The sequence below is a fragment of the Ruegeria sp. H6 genome, assembly GCF_056532975.1.
Genome location: NZ_JBQFOA010000001.1, coordinates 668001 through 687049 on the forward strand (window position 1 = coordinate 668001; position 19049 = coordinate 687049).

Annotated in this window: 18 protein-coding genes; 11 read left to right on the forward strand and 7 right to left on the reverse strand. The window is 59.2% G+C overall.

Annotated features, from left to right (window positions below; all coding sequences use genetic code 11):
• Positions 1-115: 115 nt before the first annotated feature.
• Both ACR0AG_RS03180 and ACR0AG_RS03185 read left to right on the forward strand, forming a co-directional pair.
• Positions 116-1336 (forward strand): ABC transporter substrate-binding protein, encoded by a 1221-nt coding sequence (locus ACR0AG_RS03180; protein WP_480836364.1) that lies wholly within the window; start codon positions 116-118, stop codon positions 1334-1336.
• 75 nt (positions 1337-1411) lie between these two features.
• On the forward strand, positions 1412-2197 hold the full coding sequence (locus ACR0AG_RS03185; RefSeq protein WP_480836365.1) for an SDR family NAD(P)-dependent oxidoreductase: 786 nt from the start codon (positions 1412-1414) through the stop codon (positions 2195-2197).
• A 70-nt stretch (positions 2198-2267) separates the two neighbouring features.
• Here ACR0AG_RS03185 and ACR0AG_RS03190 read toward each other — a convergent pair whose 3' ends face one another.
• Both ACR0AG_RS03190 and ACR0AG_RS03195 read right to left on the reverse strand, forming a co-directional pair.
• Positions 2268-3335, reverse strand: a complete 1068-nt coding sequence (locus tag ACR0AG_RS03190) for an ABC transporter ATP-binding protein (protein ID WP_480836367.1) — start codon at positions 3333-3335, stop codon at positions 2268-2270.
• A gap of 86 nt (positions 3336-3421) precedes the next feature.
• A complete protein-coding gene (locus tag ACR0AG_RS03195) occupies positions 3422-4294 on the reverse strand; it encodes an NAD-dependent epimerase/dehydratase family protein (RefSeq protein WP_480836368.1) in 873 nt (290 codons plus the stop codon).
• 178 nt (positions 4295-4472) lie between these two features.
• On the opposite strand from ACR0AG_RS03195, the gene ACR0AG_RS03200 reads away from it, so the two are divergent.
• The 9 genes from ACR0AG_RS03200 to ACR0AG_RS03240 all read left to right on the forward strand — a co-directional run bounded on the left by ACR0AG_RS03200 (position 4473) and on the right by ACR0AG_RS03240 (position 13785).
• Entirely contained in the window at positions 4473-5615 is a 1143-nt protein-coding gene (locus ACR0AG_RS03200) for an amidohydrolase/deacetylase family metallohydrolase (RefSeq protein ID WP_480836370.1), read from the forward strand.
• Positions 5612-6760 (forward strand): glycoside hydrolase family protein, encoded by a 1149-nt coding sequence (locus tag ACR0AG_RS03205; RefSeq protein WP_480836372.1) that lies wholly within the window; start codon positions 5612-5614, stop codon positions 6758-6760. Before ACR0AG_RS03200 ends, ACR0AG_RS03205 begins: the two co-directional genes overlap by 4 nt.
• A gap of 14 nt (positions 6761-6774) precedes the next feature.
• Complete coding sequence (locus ACR0AG_RS03210) at positions 6775-7566, forward strand: glucose 1-dehydrogenase (protein ID WP_480836374.1); 792 nt, start codon at positions 6775-6777, stop codon at positions 7564-7566.
• Positions 7567-7754: 188 nt separating this feature from the next.
• Positions 7755-8273, forward strand: a complete 519-nt coding sequence (locus tag ACR0AG_RS03215) for a TRAP transporter small permease (protein WP_480836376.1) — start codon at positions 7755-7757, stop codon at positions 8271-8273.
• Positions 8270-9553 carry a TRAP transporter large permease gene (locus tag ACR0AG_RS03220; RefSeq protein ID WP_480836377.1) on the forward strand — a complete coding sequence of 428 codons (1284 nt, stop codon included), beginning with the start codon at positions 8270-8272 and terminating at the stop codon, positions 9551-9553. The genes ACR0AG_RS03215 and ACR0AG_RS03220 overlap by 4 nt, the downstream gene beginning before the upstream one ends.
• A gap of 35 nt (positions 9554-9588) precedes the next feature.
• Positions 9589-10629, forward strand: coding sequence for a TRAP transporter substrate-binding protein (locus tag ACR0AG_RS03225; RefSeq protein WP_480836379.1), 1041 nt, complete (start codon positions 9589-9591; stop codon positions 10627-10629).
• Positions 10630-10716: 87 nt separating this feature from the next.
• Positions 10717-12183 (forward strand): M81 family metallopeptidase, encoded by a 1467-nt coding sequence (locus ACR0AG_RS03230; RefSeq protein WP_480836381.1) that lies wholly within the window; start codon positions 10717-10719, stop codon positions 12181-12183.
• Entirely contained in the window at positions 12183-13235 is a 1053-nt protein-coding gene (locus tag ACR0AG_RS03235; RefSeq protein ID WP_480836383.1) for a D-TA family PLP-dependent enzyme, read from the forward strand. The genes ACR0AG_RS03230 and ACR0AG_RS03235 overlap by 1 nt, the downstream gene beginning before the upstream one ends.
• Positions 13236-13386: 151 nt before the next feature.
• Positions 13387-13785, forward strand: a complete 399-nt coding sequence (locus tag ACR0AG_RS03240) for a RidA family protein (RefSeq protein ID WP_480836385.1) — start codon at positions 13387-13389, stop codon at positions 13783-13785.
• Between the two features lie 277 nt (positions 13786-14062).
• On the opposite strand, the gene ACR0AG_RS03245 is transcribed toward ACR0AG_RS03240, so the two are convergent.
• The 5 genes from ACR0AG_RS03245 to ACR0AG_RS03265 all read right to left on the reverse strand — a co-directional run bounded on the left by ACR0AG_RS03245 (position 14063) and on the right by ACR0AG_RS03265 (position 19035).
• Complete coding sequence (locus ACR0AG_RS03245) at positions 14063-14668, reverse strand: aldose epimerase family protein (RefSeq protein WP_480836387.1); 606 nt, start codon at positions 14666-14668, stop codon at positions 14063-14065.
• Positions 14669-14684: 16 nt separating this feature from the next.
• Positions 14685-15416 (reverse strand): FadR/GntR family transcriptional regulator, encoded by a 732-nt coding sequence (locus ACR0AG_RS03250; RefSeq protein ID WP_480836388.1) that lies wholly within the window; start codon positions 15414-15416, stop codon positions 14685-14687.
• Positions 15417-15485: 69 nt separating this feature from the next.
• The gene (locus tag ACR0AG_RS03255) at positions 15486-16484 is read right to left on the reverse strand and encodes an ABC transporter permease (protein ID WP_480836390.1); all 999 of its coding nucleotides are present in this window, start codon (positions 16482-16484) and stop codon (positions 15486-15488) included.
• Positions 16477-18000 carry a sugar ABC transporter ATP-binding protein gene (locus tag ACR0AG_RS03260; protein ID WP_480836392.1) on the reverse strand — a complete coding sequence of 508 codons (1524 nt, stop codon included), beginning with the start codon at positions 17998-18000 and terminating at the stop codon, positions 16477-16479. Before ACR0AG_RS03260 ends, ACR0AG_RS03255 begins: the two co-directional genes overlap by 8 nt.
• Before the next feature lie 60 nt (positions 18001-18060).
• Positions 18061-19035: a substrate-binding domain-containing protein gene (locus ACR0AG_RS03265; RefSeq protein WP_480836394.1), complete on the reverse strand. Its 975-nt coding sequence runs from the start codon at positions 19033-19035 to the stop codon at positions 18061-18063.
• Positions 19036-19049 lie beyond the last annotated feature (14 nt).

Sequence of the window (19049 nt, forward strand, 5' to 3'; positions counted from 1 at the left end):
ATCTGTACTTAAATTATATCATTTCACGCAAATGGTGTACTTATATTAGAGAGCGCGCCGTTGGCACTGATCCACCAGCCTCAGGTTCAAGCGCGTCAGCATGGAGGAAGAAGTCATGATAAGAAGATTTGGAAGCGCGGTTGTCTCAGGGGTCGTGGCGTCCACGCTCGCATTCGCGGCGCAGGCTGCGGAAATCCGTTTCACGCTGGGGGAATACTCAGCCGAGACACGCAAATCCTTTGAACAGGTTGCCGAAGCGTTCGAGGCGGAAAACCCCGATATCGATGTCATCATCGAGGTCATCCCCTGGAGTAACTATCTGCAGACCCTGACGACCGATATCTCGGGCAACAACGCGCCGGACATGTCGGTTCTGGCGTCGATCTGGCTGAAGGAATTTGCAACCCAGGGTCTGATCGAGCCGATGGACGATCTGATCACGCCTGAACTGAAGGACAAGTTCATCCCGGCGCTGCTGGGGCCGTCGATCATCGATGGTGAGCTGATGGGCCTGCCGATTGCCGCCTCGGCGCGAGCAATGATGGTCAACAACGACCTGTATGAAGCTGCGGGCATGACCGCGCCGACCACCTGGGAAGAACTGCGCGCCACCTCGGCCAAAATCTCGGAACAGTCGGACATCTTTGGCTTTGGCCTGCCGGGCAAGGAAGACGAGGTTGACGTCTATTTCTATTACGCCCTTTGGTCGTTTGGCGGTGAGATCTTCGACGAAGAAGGCCGCAGCGCCATCGCGTCGCCTCAGGGCGTTGCCGCCGCTCAGGTCTATGCCGATCTGGTTGCCGCCGGTCATACGCAGCCCGCACCAACGGCCAACAGCCGCGAGGACGTGTTCAACCTGTTCAAGAACGGCAAGATCGGGACGATCTTTACCTTCCCGATGCTGGTGCCACAGATCAAGGCCGAAGCGCCTGACCTGAACTACTCGGTTCTGCCCTTCCCGGTTGAGGCGCAGAAGGTCACGATGGGCATCACCGACAGTGTCGCGGTGTTCCGGTCGTCGGATGCGAAGCCCGAGATCAAGAAGTTCCTGGATTTCATCTATCAGCATGACTTCCGGTTGGCTTTCAACCTGGCCGATGGTCTGTTGCCGGTGATGACCAGCGTCGTGAACGATCCGGTGTATCAGGAAGATCTGGACATCAAGGCGTTTGCCGATGGTCTGGCCTATGCCAAGTTCCAGCCAACGGTCGAGCGCTGGGATGAGATCATCGACATCACCCGCAGCGCTTTGCAGACAATCTATCTGGGTGAAGCGACACCCGAGGATGCGCTGTCAAATGCGGCGGCAAAAATCGACCAGCTGCGCGGATTTTGAAGACCTCGTGAAACGCGGGCCGGCCGGGGTATTTGGCCGGCCGGCATATCCTTCAATTCGGATTGAGATACTTAAATGAGCTATATGGAAAAATTCCGGCTGGATGGCAAAACCGCCGTTCTGACTGGCGCCAGCCGAGGGCTTGGACGCGTGATGGCCCATGCAATGGCCGAAGCCGGAGCCGATGTGGTCATCACCGGCCGGACCGAAGAGTCGCTGCAAAAGACCGCTGAGGAGATTCGCGAAGCAACCGGACGCAAGGTCGACACGGTTGCGTTGGACATGGGCGAGCCCGCGGCCTGTGAGGCCGGGTTTGAACACATCCGCGACAGTTTCGGACCCATCGATATTCTGGTGAACAATGTCGGCAACCGGCTGAACTCGGATTCGATCATCGAACAGTCACTGGAAAGCTGGCAAAGAACGATCGATACCAACCTGACCAGCTGTTTTCTGGGATCCAAGATCCTGGGTCAGGCCATGATTGAACGGGGCAAGGGCGGGCGGATCATCTCGATTTCCTCGATGAATGCCTTTGTGTCGAACCGTGGCATTGGTGACCGGGCCTATGAGACCTCAAAGGCCGCTGTTTTGCAATTTACCAAGGCTGCCGCGGCGGACTGGGCCCCGCACGGTGTGACGGTCAACGCCATCTGCCCGGGCCTGTTCATGACAGACGCCAATCGGGCATGGAATGAAACCAAACCCGAAGTGATCGAAAAGCTGGTAACCGGCATCCCGATGGGCCGCGCGGGCGAACCTGACGAGATCGGAGCGCTTGCGGTCTTCATGGCCAGCGATGCGTCCAGCTACATGACAGGCGCCGGCATCGTATTCGATGGCGGGTACACGCTCTGGTAAGGAAGTCCTCCCCCGGATTTTGCTGCTGTGAAATCCGTCTTTAAGGGGCTGGCGCTGCCAGCCCCCTTTTTTATACCCGGTGCCCGGTGTCGTGATGGAACATATGCACCTTGGACGGATCGACCCCGACCTCAAGCGGTTGGCCTTCACCAACGTCGATGCGTTCCCGGAAAGCACATTTGATATCAGCCTCGGCCAGAGATCCATAGACAAGTGTCTCGGACCCGGTCGGTTCGAACTGATCTACCCGCAAAGTCAGCCGGGATGGGGTCTGCTGCAACAGCCACGCATCGGGCCGAATACCTACGGTGATCTTCTCGCCTGAATTCAGATCGGCGCGCGGAACGGCGATACTCTGCCCGTCTGACAGAATGGCCTGCGCAGTATCCGCGTCGGTTTCGTAGCGCGCCTCCATGAAATTCATCGAGGGCGAGCCAAGAAAACCGGCCACGAACTTGTTTGTCGGGCGGTCATACAGGTCGAGCGGTGCGCCCACCTGTTCAATCTTGCCCTGGTTCATAATCACGATGCGGTCGGACATGGTCATCGCTTCGATCTGATCATGCGTTACATAGAGCGTTGTGGTTTTCAGCTGGCGCTGCAATGCCTTGATCTCGGTGCGCATTTCGACACGCAGATGCGCGTCGAGGTTCGAAAGCGGCTCATCGAACAGGAACATGTTCGGATCGCGCACTATCGCGCGCCCCATCGCGACGCGCTGACGTTGCCCACCGGACAGCTCCGCGGGCATCCGATCAAGATAAGGCGTCAGGTTCAGAATATCCGCCGCGCGAAGCACCTTTTCTTCGGACATCGCACGATCTTCACCGCGTACCTGCGGGCCGAACCGGATATTGTCGGCCACATTCAGATGGGGAAACAGCGCATAGGACTGGAACACCAGCGCGATGTTGCGTTTCTGCGCAGGCAATTCATTGGCGCGGGTGCCACCGATGCGCAGCTCGCCCGAGGTGATATCCTCAAGCCCGGCAACCATGCGCAACAGCGTTGATTTTCCGCAGCCCGAGGGGCCGACGATGACAACGAATTCGCCTTCTTCAATGTCCAGCGACAGGTCGCTCATGACCTGAAAGGACCCGTAGGATTTGGAAATCCCGTCCAGTTCTATTCTGGCCAAATCATGCTTCCTTGTACTAAAAGTTCATATTCGCCCTGATTTGTACTTTTACAAGATACGAGCGGGTTTTTCCAGTAAATTAGGCGCTATTCCAGCCAGTTGTGTTCTGGTGAGAACCCAAGAACACGCCGCGCCTTGTCAATCGACAGCAGCGTTTCGCGGCCTTCGACCGGTTTGCTTAGTGTGACATTGGGAAAAACCTCAGCCATCAGTCCGGCGCTGTCGCGTTTCATCACCGTGTCACCATTGGCGATGACGAAACAGTCAGCGCCCACAAGGTCGACATGCAGCGCCTTGCGCGTGGCCTGCGCGGCGTCGCGGGCATCGATATAGCCCCACATGTTCCACTGCCGCAGGGCAGGGTCATCCTGCCAGTCGTCGAACCGCGCATAGTCGTCGGGCTCCATCACGTTGGAAAGGCGCAGGCCGATCATGGTCAGATCGGGATTCCATCGACAGTATTGCCGCGCCATTTCCTCACCCAGATCTTTCGACAGGGAATAGGCACTTTCGGGGCGCATCGGGTGGTCTTCGTCTGCCGGGGCATAAGCAGGCGGGTTGTCCGGCGAAAACGGCAAGCCCAGCGTCGTTTCGCTGGAGGCCCAGACAACGCGGCGAATACCGCTGCGCACGGCGGCTTCGAACACGTTGTATGTGCTCAGGATATTGGTGTGGAAAATCTTGTCGTCTGTCGCCAGCTCAGGGGCGGGAATGGCCGCGAAATGGACAATCGCGCCAGGCGTCGCAAAGGGGCGGAACGGCGAATCCGCCCCACCACCGCGCGTCATCATCGCCATGGTTTGCCCGAAATCGCACAGATCGACTTTCAGGAAAGGACATACCGGATCGGGTGAGGGGGTCAGATCTACGTTCAGCACGTTGTAGCCATGATCCACCAGATGGCGGCACACGGCCCGGCCAGCCTTGCCGCTTCCTCCTGTGACGAGAATGTTCTTCATCAGATCGCCTTTTTGCTTTGAATTTCCCATTCGCTTGCCGCGCATTCTGGCGGACATCCCCGATCAATGCCAATCCACCATGCAGCATGCCGATAGGGACATGAGCGCGTGGCATTGGAGGGCGAGGGCACGTCAAAGTAAGCTTGGTTCAGACAATTTTTGCAGGAAAGACAGGAATTTGACGAAAGAGCTGCTGATCCGCGCATCCCGCGTCATCGACCCCGCCCAAGACTGGGACGGGCCAGCTGAGATATTGCTGCGGGATGGCACGGTTGCCGGTTTTGGGCAGACCCTGGCTGTTGGCAGCGACGTGACGGTTCTGGATGCTGCAGGGAAAATAGTCGTCCCAGGGCTGATCGATTTTCACAGCCATGTCTGGTGGGGCGGTACGTCGCTGAGCGTGCGGCCCGAGCCGATTGCTCGTCGCAGCGGCACGACCACCTTTCTGGATACCGGCAGCGCGGGCGCAGGCACGATGGCGGGGTTCAAGACCCATGTGGCTGACCGCTCTGATCTGACTATTCTGGCCTATATCAATGTCTCATTCGCCGGGATTTTCGGGTTTTCCGAAAGCGTCATGATCGGGGAATGCAGTGATATCAGGCTGTTGGACGCGCGCGAATGCGTCCGCGTCGCCAAAGAATTCCCCGATTTTGTGCGCGGCGTCAAAGTGCGGATCGGCCAGAAAGCGGGCGGAGATCAGGGCATCGCGCCTTTGGAGGTCGCCGTGGACATCGCCGACCAGCTTAGCCTGCCGCTGATGTCGCATATCGACTTTCCCCCTCCGGGCGGGAAACAGATCCTCGATCTGCTGCGGCCCGGCGATATCCTGACGCATTTCCTGCGGCCATTCCCCAATTCCGCCGTTGACGGGCAGGGAACGGTCAAGGCCGAATACCGGGAGGCGCGGGAACGGGGCGTGCTGTTTGACGTGGGCCACGGCTATGGCGGTTTCGGGTTCGAACCGGGCGAGGCTGCATTGAGCCAAGGCTTTCTACCCGACATCATCAGCAGCGATGTCCATGTGCTGTGCGAAAACGGCCCGGCCTATGACGTGTTGTCGGTGATGAACAAGTTCTGGTCCATGGGGATGGAATTGGCCGATGTGGTCCGGGCGGCGACGGCGACCCCTGCATCGGTGTTGCGGCGACCCGATCTGGGCACCCTCGCGCCGGGATCACGCGCGGATGTCGCGCTGCTCGACCTTTGCGAAGAGCCCGCCGAGTTCGTGGATGCTGCGGGCATGCGGCGTACGTCAGAGCGGTATCTATCCTGTTCCAGGATGGTTGTGGGCGGCAACGTCTGGCCGCAAGGTGAATGACTATGCGTACCGGAATGTATGTCTATCCGTGGGACCTGAAGGACGAAGGCGCAGGGGAAGTCGCGGCTCGCTTGCAAGCGTCTGGCCTCACGGCTGTTCATCTGGCAACTGCCTATCACGCTGGCAAGTTTCTGCGTCCGCATGGACCCTCGGGCAAAGTGTATTTCCCGCAGGATGGAACGGTCTATTTCCACCCGGATCCGGGGTTATATGGCCGGATCAGGCCCCGGGTGTCGGATATGGTCCGTGACTTTGATCCCCTATCCGCCCTTGCAAAAGCTGCGTCTGATCTTGAGCGCATCGCGTGGACCGTGGGGCTGCACAATACGCCGCTGGGGCAGCAGCACCCGGATCTGACTGCGCGAACTGCGTTTGGCGATCCGTTGTACAACTCGCTTTGCCCTTCGCAACCTGATGTCCGAAACTTTCTGACTGCGCTGTGTTGCGATATCGCGCGCAATCAGCCCGTGGCAGAGGTGTCGATTGAAACCCCTGGGTGGCAGGCATTCCGCCATGGCCACCATCATGAATTCGAGTTGATCGCGCTGCCCGATCAGGTGCAAACCCTGCTGGGTCTGTGTTTTTGCGATGCTTGCAAGCGGGGAGCAAGTTCATCAGGGATCGATTTTGATGCATTGAAAACAACGGCCGTGCAAACGCTGGAACGGTTCTTTGCAGATGGCACCCAGCTTTCGCTCGATCCGTTGACCGATCCGGATTGGCGCGCGTTTCACGACTGGCGGGCGGGGCAGGTTACCTCTCTGGTTCAGCGCATCCGGTCCGAAATGCCGCCTGGGGTTCGGTTGTCGATCATTCCGACGACACAATCGCCCAACGCGCGGTGCCTGACCGAGGGGTCGGATCTTGCCGCGCTGTCACAGGCTGCGGATGCGCTGGAAGTTCCAAGTTATCAAAGCGGTGCCCCGGCGATGACGCAGGATATCGCCCAAGTTCGCGACCTGGCCCAACAGGCTGAAAACCTGGGCTATATCCTGCGGCCATCCTATCCCGATCTGACGGATTCCACTCAGCTGAGCGCCGCTGTTCAAATGCTCAGGCAACACGGCGCGGCGTCGATTTCATTCTACAACTACGGTCACATAAGGCTGCAATCCCTCGACTGGATTCGCTCTGCCTTGACCTGAAACACGAGGGTCACATGAGGTATTCGAACAAAACCGCAATGGTCACCGGGGCCGGGCACGGAATTGGATCGGCCATTGCTGACAAGCTTGCCGCCGAGGGGGCTGCAATTGCGGTGCTTGAGATCAATGCAGAAACCGGGGCAGCCAAGGCCAAAGAGATCGAGGCTGCAGGTGGCCGGGCGCATTTCATCGAAGCCGACATCACGGATCTGGCGCAGGTCGAAGCGGCGGTCGCAGAGGCGGCGAAAGCCTTGGGCGAGGTGGATGTGCTGGTCAACAACGCCGCCTACAGCTTTGCCGGCAACCTCGAAGACATTGCCGCGGATATCTGGACCCGTGAAATCGACGTGAACCTGAACGGGCCGTATCACTGTATCCGGGCTGTTCTGCCTGCGATGAAAGCCAGGCAGGCCGGGGCCATCGTCAACATCGCGTCGGTTAATGGCATTCGGTACTTCGGCAGCCCTGCCTACAGCGCTGCCAAGGCGGCGGTTCTGAACCTGACCCAGGCCGTCGCAAGCGAATACGGCGCCTTTGGCATCCGCTGCAACGCGGTTTTGCCAGGGTCGGTGCGCACCGATGCTGTCAGCTGGCGGATGCGCCTTGAGAAAGATCCTAAAGTCTTTGAAAAGCTGGCAAAATGGTATCCGTTGGGGCGCGTGGCCGTGCCCGAGGATGTGGCCAAGGCGGTGGCCTATTTGGGCTCGGACGATGCCGATTACATCACCGGCATCGGACTGACAGTGGATGGCGGGTTGACCGCAGGCATGAATGTCATGGTTCAGGAATTTGTGCTGGAGGAATGAAGCCGCAGGGCAGGGCGTGACATTCACCAGGGATGAAAAATAAGTACGGAACTAAAGCGAATTTGGGGCAATAATTAGCAAATCTTACCTCCTGATATGTACCTAAGTAACAAAATATGTTGATTTTGTCCTGAATAACACTCTAAATGAAATTTCATTACAGACTCGCAATCTTGGGAGGGATGCGAATGTCCAACGGGTTTGCCAGGGCAAGCGCATGGATCAATTCTGTGACCGAGGGGATCGTCGCCGCCCTGATGCTGGCGTTGGTGCTGGATGTCTGGCTGGGTGTAATTGACCGCTACTATTTTCACTGGCAACTGCCCTGGCCAGAGGTTCTGGCACGGTATCTGATGATCTGGTCTGCCCTTTTGGCGGTATCGTCAGGGATTGCGCGGCGCGATCACATCGGGCTGACGGCATTTGTGCTGATCTTGCCCGTTGGGCTCCGGCGCGTTTCGTTGATCGTGATGGATGTGCTGGCTTTGGCGCTGTTTCTCTATGTCGCCTGGTTCGGGATCAGCTTTGCCCAGAGCGGCGCCCCCCGGCAGGCAATGATCTTTGGCGCAAGTCTGGCACCTTTCTATGCGGCCATACCCGTGGCGGCGGCACTGTCAGCGCTGCAGCTTGTGCTGGTCCTGTTTCGTGATCTGGGCACGCAGGTCGACCACCCGCCTTTCGCAACCGAAGCGGAGGACGCGTCGTGATTGTTGCCATTGTCTTTGTGGGCCTCATTCTGTTCGGAATGCCGATCGGGTTTGCCATCGGTCTTGCGGGCGTTGTGGGCCTGATCGACATGGGCGGCACGCAGTTTCTGGCCATCGGCCCAAGCAAGGTGTTCAACGGGCTCAATATTTTTCCGTTTCTGGCCATGCCGTTCTTTATTCTGGCTGGCGAGATCATGAATGATATCGGCATCACCAACCGCCTTGTGAAACTGGCACAGGTTCTGGTGGGTCGGTTTCGCGGCGGGCTGGCCCATACAAACATGCTGGCCTCGGTGTTCTTTGCGGGCCTGACGGGGTCAGCCACAGCCGACGCTGCCGCCTTTGGCCGCACGCTGGTACCTGCCATGGTGAACGAAGGCTACAAACGCGACTATGCCTGCGCGGTAACAGCCGCAGGGTCAATCATCGGGCCGACCATTCCGCCTTCGGGGCTGATGGTGGTCTATGGCTCATTGATGGGTGTTTCCATTGCCGGTCTGTTCGCCGCCGGAGTTCTGCCGGGTCTGGTCATCTGCCTTGTGTGCATGGGTGTCATCGCCATTGGTGGCAAACGGGAAAACCTGCCAAAAGCCCTGCGCGGCGCAACCCCACGTGAGGTGTGGGACACGTTTGTATCCTCGCTGACCGCGCTGGCAATGCCGGTCATTATCCTGGGCGGTATCCTCGGTGGCGTTGTCACGCCAACCGAAGCGGCCTCAATTGCCGTTGCCTATGCCCTGTTTATCGGCATTTTCGTGTATCGCTCGCTCAGCCTGAAGGGGTTCTACAGGATGTTGGTGCGCACGGCGCGCATCACCGGAGTTATCTTTGTCATCATCGCCTTTGCAGGCATTCTGGGCTGGTGGATGAGTTTTGAGCGCATTCCACAGCTGATCGCCGAAACGGTTTTGGGCTTGTCCGACAACCGTTATGCGGTAATTGCGATCATCATCGGATTGCTGCTGATCGTCGGAATGGTGATGGATATCACTGCGATCCTGATCATTCTTGCCCCGGTTCTGGTGCCGCTGACGCAACAGGTCGGGTTAGAGCCGATCCACGCCGGGATCATCTTTGTGCTGGCCCTGAACATCTCGCTTATGACGCCACCTGTGGGGGCCTGTCTGTTCGTGCTGTCCTCGGTCACCGGTGAGCGGTTGGAACGGATATCCATCAAGCTGTTCCCGTTTCTGATCGCGGAAATTGCCATCCTCTTTGTCTTTGCCTTCTGGGAAAGCGCCGCCTTGTGGCTGCCCCGAATGCTGGGCTTTGCCCAATAACTGTCCACAAAAACCAAACCAACAGGAGAAGTATCATGAAACACATTCTAACAAGCGTTGCCCTGACCGCGACCCTGATGGCGGGTACGGCACTGGCCGAAGGCGGTGTGATCAAATTTGGTCATGACAACAAGACAGATCCGTTTGAGAACCCCGCACATGCCTGCACGGCGGTGTTTTCGAACCTCGTGAATTCAGGGACAAACGGCAGCGTATCAGTTGAGGTGTTCGGTTCGAACCAACTGGGTTCGGCCTCTGAGCATGTGCAACAGGTGCGCGACGGCATTCTGCAGGCGACCCTGACATCGACCGGTGCACTGGCCAGCTACTACCCGCGTATCGACGTGCTGAACCTGCCCTTTGCCTTCAATGGCAACGCCGCGACCTATGAGGTCTTCGACGGCGCGTTTGGCGAAGCACTGGCTGCCGATATCGAGGCCGAACTGGGCGATGTCGTGGTGCTGGGCTTCCCGGATACCGGCGGATTCTTTGCGGTGACCAACTCGCAACGCCCCATCGCCGATCTGAAGGATTTCGACGGCATCCGTATCCGCACCATGACCCTGCCGTCGCATCAGAAGATTGTCCAGGCATTGGGCGCCGAAGCTTATCCTCTGTCCTGGGGTGAGGTCTATTCGGGCCTGCAGACTGGTGTAATCGACGGACAGATGAACCCGGTTCCGATCATCTCGTTTGCCAATTTCGCCGAGGTTCAGCAATACCTGACGCTGACCAACCACCTGTTCTCGCCCTACACTTTCATGATCAACCGCGCCTTCTTTGAAAGCCTGTCCGAGGCTGAACAGGCCACTATTCGCACGGCGGCGGAAAACTGTGTCACCGCCAGCCGAGGACTGTCGCGGATCATCGAGGCATCGGATCGCGGGCTTGCCGGGCTGATGGATCAGATTCAGGTCACCGCGCTTAGCGATGATCAGCGCGCTGCGATGGCGGCTGCGACGCAACCCGCCTTTGAATCGCATGTACAGGACAATCTGGACGCCAAGGCGGCTGAGCTGCTGGCCAGCTTCAAAGCCGCAGTCGATGCGGCCAATAACGCATCGTATCTCGACTGATCCTTTCAGGCTGCCGGGACAAACCGGCAGCATCCCCGTCGGAGGCCGTCAACCGGCCTTCGACCTTTTCAGCGAATTGGAAAAAACATGCGGGTCTTCTGTGCCTCTCTTGCGACTGAAACAAACACGTTTTCCCCCCTGCGCACGGATTTCTCTGATTTTGAGCAGAGCTTTTATGCCCCTCCGGGGGAACATCCAGAAACGCCGACCCTATGCAGCGCCGTGTTTCCTGCGCTGCGGCGCAGGGCAGCCAGCGAAGATCTGGAACTGATTGAAGGCACGGCCACCTGGGCTGAACCTGGTGGTCTGTTGAACCGGGAAACCTGGCAGCGCCTTAAGCAAGAGGTGTTGGATCAGGTCCGGGCCGCTTTGCCCTTGGACGGGGTGGTTCTGGGGCTGCACGGGGCGATGATTGCCGAAGGCTGCGTCGATTGCGAGGGTGTCCTGATCGAAGCGATCCGCGACATCGTCGGGACCCAGGCGGTAATTGGCGTCAGTTTCGATCCGCACAGCCATCTGAGCGGGAAACGAGTCCACAACGCGGACGTCATTACCGTGTTCAAAGAGTTTCCCCACACCGATTTTGTCGAGGCGGGTGAGGCTTGTGTTGATCTGACATTGCGCACGATTCGGGGCGAAATCCGACCCGTCGCTGCGGTGTTTGATGTGCGCATGGTGGATGTGTTGCCCACCAGCCAGGAACCGATGCGTGGGTACGTGGACCGGATCAAGCGGCTGGAGGCCGAGAACAAGGTCCTGTCAGCCTCGGTCATTCACGGATTCATGGCTGGGGATTCGCCGGATTTGGGTGCCAAGATCATCGTTTTGACGGACAATGACCCGGCGCAGGCGGATCGAGTGGCCCGGCAATTGGGGGCCGAGCTGTTTTCATTTCGCGGCCAGACCAAGCCGGATTATCTTACCCCCGCCGAGGCGTTGTCCAAAGCGGACCAGGCTCATCGCGGGCCCGTCGTCGTCGCAGATGTCTGGGACAACCCTGGGGGCGGCGTCGCCGGGGATTCGACCCTGATCCTGGCCGAGGCCATCGCGCGGAACATGTCCTCGATCGCCTTTGGTACCATCTGGGATCCGATGGCCGTGCGCCTGTGTCACGCCGCCGGAGAAGGTGCCGAGTTCGACCTGCGTTTCGGTGGCAAGACATCCGCATTGGCTGGCAATCCCATTGACGCGCGGGTTACGGTTCTGCGCAATCAGCGCAATGCCGTTCAAAGCTTCGGCGCGTCTGTCGTGCCGATGGGCGATTGCTCGGTCATTCAGTTGGGCGGGATCGAGGTGGTGCTGAATTCGAACCGCAGTCAGGCGTTCTCACCCGATCTGTTCACCAATCTGGGTATCGACATCACGCAAAAGAAGGTTCTGGTTGTGAAATCGACAAACCACTTCCACGGCGCGTTTTCCGATGTCGCGTCCGAGATCATCTATGCCGCCGTCGAAGGCCCTTATCCGAACGATCCGACCAAAACACCGTACAGAAATCTGTCACGCGCGATCTGGCCCATCGTCGAGAATCCACACACGGAGGCCGCAGAATAATGTTTCCCGAAATCGACAGCCCTGCGGTTCTGATTGACCTGGACGTGGCCGAAGCCAATATCGACCGTTTTCAGGCGCATTGCCAAAAACACGGCATTGCCGCGCGGCCTCATATCAAAACGCACAAGTTACCGATGCTGGCCAAACTGCAATTGCAGACCGGAGCCATTGGTATCACCTGTCAGAAGGTCAGCGAAGCCGAGGCAATGATCGCCGAAGGCGGAATTGACGATGTCCTGATCACCTACAACATCCTAGGCGATACCAAACTGTCCCGTCTGCGTGCCTTGTCCGAAAAGACGAGGGTGTCTGTTGTCGCCGACAGCACCCAAACAGTGGATGGCCTGTCGCGATTTTTTGCGGATGCGCCCGAACCCTTGGGCGTGCTGGTGGAATGTGATACTGGCGCGGGTCGATGCGGTGTGACCTCTGCCGAGCAGGCACTTGATCTTGCCCGCTACATCGCGGCCCGTCCGGGCCTGTCGTTTCGCGGTCTCATGACCTATCCACCAATCGGTCAAGATCAGAAGGTTCAGGACTGGCTGAGCGCGGCCAAATCCATCATCGAACAGGACGGGTTGTGTGTTGATGTCGTGTCCAGCGGCGGCTCGCCCGGCATGTGGCAAATGCAGGATGTGCCGGTCGCCACGGAATACCGGGTGGGCACATATGTTTACAACGACCGCGCCTTACAGACGCGGGGCGTTTGCACCTGGGATGACTGCGCCCTGAGCGTTCTGGCCACCGTCGTTTCGGTTCCAACCGGCGATCGGGCGGTGATAGATGCCGGGTCCAAGGTGCTGACCTCGGACCTACAGGGGCTTGAGGGGCACGGGCATGTTCTGGGGCGGCCGGACATTCGGATACAGAGCCTGTCCGAAGAACATGGCGTTCTGAGGGCTGAGACCATCAATCTGAAGGTCGGCGACCGTCTTCGCATCATCCCCAACCACGCCTGTGTGGTCACCAACATGGTGGATCAGGTCGAAACCGTTCGAGGAGATCGCGCGTTGGGCGCCGTCCCGGTCGCGGCAAGAGGAAAAGTGCGGTGATCGAGGGCGATCCGTTTCGTGACTGATCTGATATGTCCGAACGCGCCTTTGACCAAGCTCAATGCACACTCGGGCAAAGGGTTCCAGCCGGGTTTTTGCGCCGTGGAGCCCATCCCGTTCAAAGAATTATCTAGCAGAAGGAAGCCACTAAATGTCTGACAAGAAAATCCAACGTCTGGGTGATGACAAAACCGGAGCGGGCGGTCAGGCGCTGCCCTTTGCCCCTGCGGTGCGCGCGGGGGATTTCGTATTTATCTCCGGCCAGGTTGCGATGAAGGAAAACGGTGAAATCGAACCCGGCGGGATCGAGGCGCAAACCCGCAAGACAATGGAAAATCTGATTGCCGCATTGGCGCTTGCCGATTGCACGCTGGACGATATCGCCAAAGTAGGGGTCTGGCTCGACGATCCGCGGGATTTCTGGACGTTCAACCGGGTCTATGCCAGCTACTTCCCCAATGGCGGCCCGGCCCGGTCCACTGTACGCTCGCAGATCATGGTTGACGCCAAGGTAGAAATTGATGCGGTGGTCTATAAACCGCTGGACTAGCGCAGCTATTCAGCTATCGACCTCAGGCCCATCGCAGACCCATCGAAACTGACAGGCTTTCCCCGAACGCCAACTCTTGCAGGCCGGGTTGCCCTGTAAGGTGGAAGGCATCGACCGGGTGTGAGACGGGTTCAAAGCAGAAAAACCCCGCATTGTCGTGCGGGGAATACACCATTGCATAGCTCAAAGTGTCTGAACTTGTGACGACACAGGACATTGCGGAGCGACCCTGATGGACCCGGGCCGCACCGCGCCAACCACCATAGCAATTGTTGATCTAGCCCGCTGGCAAGGCGCGCACGCGGGCAAAGCTCCGGTCCGAGTGGTCACCAAGCTGTACTTGTCCGGTTGGCAAATGATCGGGGCCCTCCCGCCAGACCGTGTCTGCGGCAAAGGACAGGCGCGTGTCTGCATCGCGTGGAAACCAGGGATGAAAGCCAGCCCCAAAGGGCAGGGGCGTTTTGCTTTTGCTGGTCACGGTCAGGGTGATCGTCAGGCTGTCAGGGGTCAGCGCAAAACTCTGCTGCGCATGGAATCGCCACGGGCCGATGTCGCCGTTCTCCAACGTCAGGCATGCTGTCGCATCGCTGTGCGTCAGCCTCCATTTCCTTTGAAACCCATCGCCATGGATCGGGAAGGGCTCGGCCTGCGAATTCGGTGCGACATCAAAGAACTGATCGTTCCAGTAAAGCCCGCCGCCTGAAATCCGGTTGGAAAACGGCACCAATATGTTGCTTGCCAGCGTGAATGGGTCCGAGATATCGCCGCTCCAAGGCCGCAGCACAGGCCGCCCGTCGACCGTCAGCGCAGCGATCCCTCCACCGAAGTCAGGCACAAGCTCCAGGCGGGCCGGGCCCGAGGTGAACACAACCCTGTCCCTCATCTTGTCTTTCCCCGAACTATCGCGACACGGCTGGCTGGCGGGTCTCTTCGGCGTCGTCTGTCAGCCCAAGATCACTGTGCGATTTGTTCAGCAGCTCGAACATCCGTTCACGGGCATCAGCTTCGTCCTGACGCCGGATCGCGCGCAGGACCGCCCCGTGCAGCGCCAGCGTATTTTCATAGTTGCTCGCCGCCTGATCGGAAATCTCGAACGATGCCCGCAATGCGGCCCCGATGGTGGCGCCCAGGTTTTCCAGAACATAGTTCTGCGAAGCCTCAAGAATGCTGACGTGAAAGGCCAGATCGGCATTGATGCGGTCTTCGTCCGTTTCTGCCGTTTCCATGGCACGAAAGGCGGCTTCGGTTCGGGCAACGTGGCTGGCGGTGGCGCGGCGCGCGGCCAGGCGGGCGGCCTCGGGCTCAAAGATCAACCTCGCTTCGCCAAGCTGGCGCAGGAAATTGGTGTTGAAACTGGACTTGCCCATCCACGACAGGACATCCGCATCCAGCAGGTTCCATTGATCGGGTGCGGTCACCAAAGTGCCCAGCTTTTTGCGCGACACCACCAGGCCCTTGGCAGCCAGCGTCCTCAGCCCCTCGCGCAGCGCGGTGCGCGAGACCTGGAACGTGTCGATCAGATCGGCCTCGACCGGCAGCCTGTGCCCGGCGGCATATTCACCGCTGAGGATTTTTTCCGCAAGATCGCGGGTCAGGCGGGCATGTTTGGGCTGGCCGCTGTGATCGTTCAAACTCCTGCACCTTTCCTTGGTGTTGTGGGGCCTGCCAGTGTAGCAACACGCCCGGGACACAAGACTACATCAGTTTCTGTTCTGTTGGTATTCCGCAAAGATCACCGCCAGGATCAGCAGCGACCCTTTGGCCAGCAACTGGTAAAATGTCGGGACCGAGGTCAATATCATCCCGTTGTTCAGGATGCCGATCACGGCAACACCCAGCAGCGCCCCGGCCACCGTGCCCTTGCCGCCCTGCATCGCGCAACCGCCCAGAAAAGCGGCTGTGATTGCCTCAAGCTCCAGCCCCTGCGAGCCCGAAATCGGCTGACCCGAGCCGGTGCGCGCCGCCAGCAGAATGCCCCCGATGCCTGCGACAGCGCCGCTCATGACGTAAGTGCCAACGCGATACCGGTTGAGGTTGATGCCCGCGAACCGGGCCACGATCGGGTTGCCACCGATGGCGTAGAAATTGCGCCCGACGATGGATTTGGCCAGAAACAGCTGGAACAGAACCGCCGTGGCCACCAGCAGCCAGATCGGAAACGGGATGCCCAGAATCCGGCCCGTTCCAATCAGGCGGAACGCGTCGTTGAAGATCGAGATCGACTGCCCGTTCGAGATGATAAAGGCAACGCCCCGGAAAATAGCCATGGTGCCCAGGGTCACGATCACCGCATTCACGCGGCCATAGGTGATGATCACCCCGTTGACCAGCCCGGCGGTCGCGCCAACCACGATCCCGGCGGCGATGCCCATCCCGGCCATTTCGGTGGACTGGATCGTGGTGGCCACCGCAACCGTCGTCAGCCCCACGATTGACCCAACCGAGATATCCAGCCCCCCCGACACGATCACCGCCGTTTGCGAGATCGCAAGCACCCCCAGAATGGCAATGCCCATACCCATGTTCAGCAGGTTGCGCGTTGAAAAGAACACATCCCCCCGCAACCCGCCAAAGACCAGCACCAGCACAAACAGGGCCAGCATCAGGCTGAGATTGTGTATCCCGATCCGCTCGACAATGACCTCGGCAAAGGACTGGCGCGCCTTGGCGCTGCTGCTGTTCAGAGTTTCGTCAGACATGTTCGTGTTCCCGTTCGGGACGCTGCGTCGCGTCCTGCATTGCGTATTTAAGGATTTCTTCTTCGGTGATCTGATCGCCGGACAATTCGGCCTGAACGCGCCCTTCGGCCATCACCAGCGCCCGGTCCGCAAGCCCGATCAGTTCCGGCATTTCGGACGAGATCAGCAGGATCGCGATCCCACGTGCGGCCAGGTTGTCGATCAACTTGTAGATCTCGGATTTCGCGCCCACGTCGATGCCGCGGGTGGGTTCGTCCAGAATCAGCAGTTTGGGCGAGCGGGCCAGCCAACGGGCCAGCACCACTTTCTGCTGATTACCCCCCGACAGATCCGACGTGAGCGTATCAAGGCTGGGTGCCTTGATCTGCATCGTGCGGGCGGCGTCGCCAACGACGGTGGTCGCCTTTCTGCGGTTGAAGAGCCCCGCAGAGGACACCAGATCGGGAATGACGATCGAGGCATTTTCCAGGATCGACCGCATCAGCAGCAACGCCTCGTGCTTGCGATCCTCGGGGGCAAACCCGATGCCTGCCTGAATCGCCGCTGCGGTGTTGCCGGACGGCAGTTTCCGTCCCCCCATCCAGACCGTACCCGACAAAACGCGGTCGAACCCAAAGATCGCCTTGGCCAGTTCCGACCGCCCGGCACCCATCAGGCCGCCCAGACCCACGACCTCACCGGCGCGGATGGTCAGCGTCACGTTACTGACCTTGTCGGAACTCAGGTTTTCGACCTTCAGAATAACCTCATCGCGCGCTTTCGAGCTTCGGTGGAACAGGGTGTTCAATTCGCGCCCGACCATCTTTTGCGCGATGCTATCTGTGGTTTCCTCGGCAATCGGCGTGGTCGAAACGATCCGGCCATCGCGCAGCACTGCAACCCGGTCGGCCAGGTCGATCACCTCGTTCAGGCGGTGCGAGATATAGATGACCGCGGTGCCATCCGCACGCAGACGGTTGACGATGCGAAACAGCCGCCGTGCCTCATCATCGGTCAGCGAAGAGGTCGGCTCATCAAACGCGATCAACCGCCCGCCTGCGCGAATGGCGCGGATGATCTCGATCATCTGGCGTTGCGCCGGGCCCAGCCGGTCGCATTTCTGTTCAGGGCGCAGCTCGTTTTCCATCCCGAACTCGACCAGCAGGTCAAGGGTCTGGCGGTTCATGGCCTTGCGATCCAGAAAGAACCGCGACTTTCGCGGCATCATGCCGACAAAGATGTTTTCCGCGACACTCATGTCGGGAACAATCTCGGGTTCTTGATGGATCACGCGAATGCCGGCGTCATGGGCGTCGCGGGTCTCGGCAAAGCGTCTTGTGTCGCCATCCACGATCACCGCGCCGGTGTCGGGCGGGAACACCCCTTCGAGGATGCGCATGAGGGTCGATTTCCCGGCCCCGTTTTCCCCGACAAGCGCCAGTACTTCCGAAGGGCGGAACGTCAGGTCCACATCCTCAAGCGCCTGGACCACGCCAAACCGCTTGGAAATGCCGGTCATTTCGATGTTCTTGTTCATTTCGGTTTCCCTGCCGAACCAAAGGGGTGCAGCCAGCTTGCGCCAGCTGCACCGGAACGTTCAGCCACACAGGCCGTCTTTGTAATCGGCAAAGTTTTCCATATTCACCAGTTCCGGCTGGGAATAGGTGTTCTCGGGCATCTCCGAGCCGTTGCGGATGGCGTCGATCAGCAGGTTGACCGCATCCTTGCCGTGATTGGCGGCGTTGAACCACATCGTGCCGCGAAAGGCCGAGGCGCGGCCATTGCCAAACGCATCGCAAGCGCGGCTGCCGTCGATCCCGATCCCGATACCCTGTTCGGCGGTGTAGCCCGAGTTTTCCATTGCCCGGGCCGCGCCCAGAACGCCGTCATCATTGCAGGAATAGAACACCCAGTGTTCGACCTGCGGATTGGCGGTCAATGTTGTGGTCATGACATCAATGGCGTTGACCATCGTGTTGTCATAGGCCACGCGCACCACCTGATCCGCCGAGATATCGGAAACGGCGGCCAGAAAGGCATCTTCGGCCCCTTTGTTGCGCTGCATGCAGGTGTCGGCTTTGCGGTCTTCGATTGAAGCCAGCATCACACTGTCGGCGGACCAGCCCGAAGCTTCGAACTGACGGGCAAGCTCGGCCCCGACCGCCTGACCGATATTATAGGAATCTAGCCCCACGAAAGGCACCTTGGTTCCATCCTCGTGATAGATGTCGTCATCCACGGCCACCAGCTTGATCCCGGCCTCAGCCGCGCGGGCGGCCACCACGGGGCCGATGCCCCGGTCAGGGACCACAATGGCGATCCCGTCCACCCCGTCACCGATCATCGTGTCCAGAGCGGTGATCGCCAGATCTGCGTTGAACTGCACATCCTGCGCCGTGAAACGCGCGCCTGCCGCTTCGGCTGCGGCGCTGGCCCCGGCAACCTCGGCCACGAACCAGGGGTGATCGCCCATCTTGTTGATATAGCCGATGCGGATATCCTCGGCGGTTGCAGCCCCCGCACCCGCCGTGGCGGCGGACAGGCCTAAAGCGATGATTTGACAGAGTTTCATGTATTCCTCCTTAG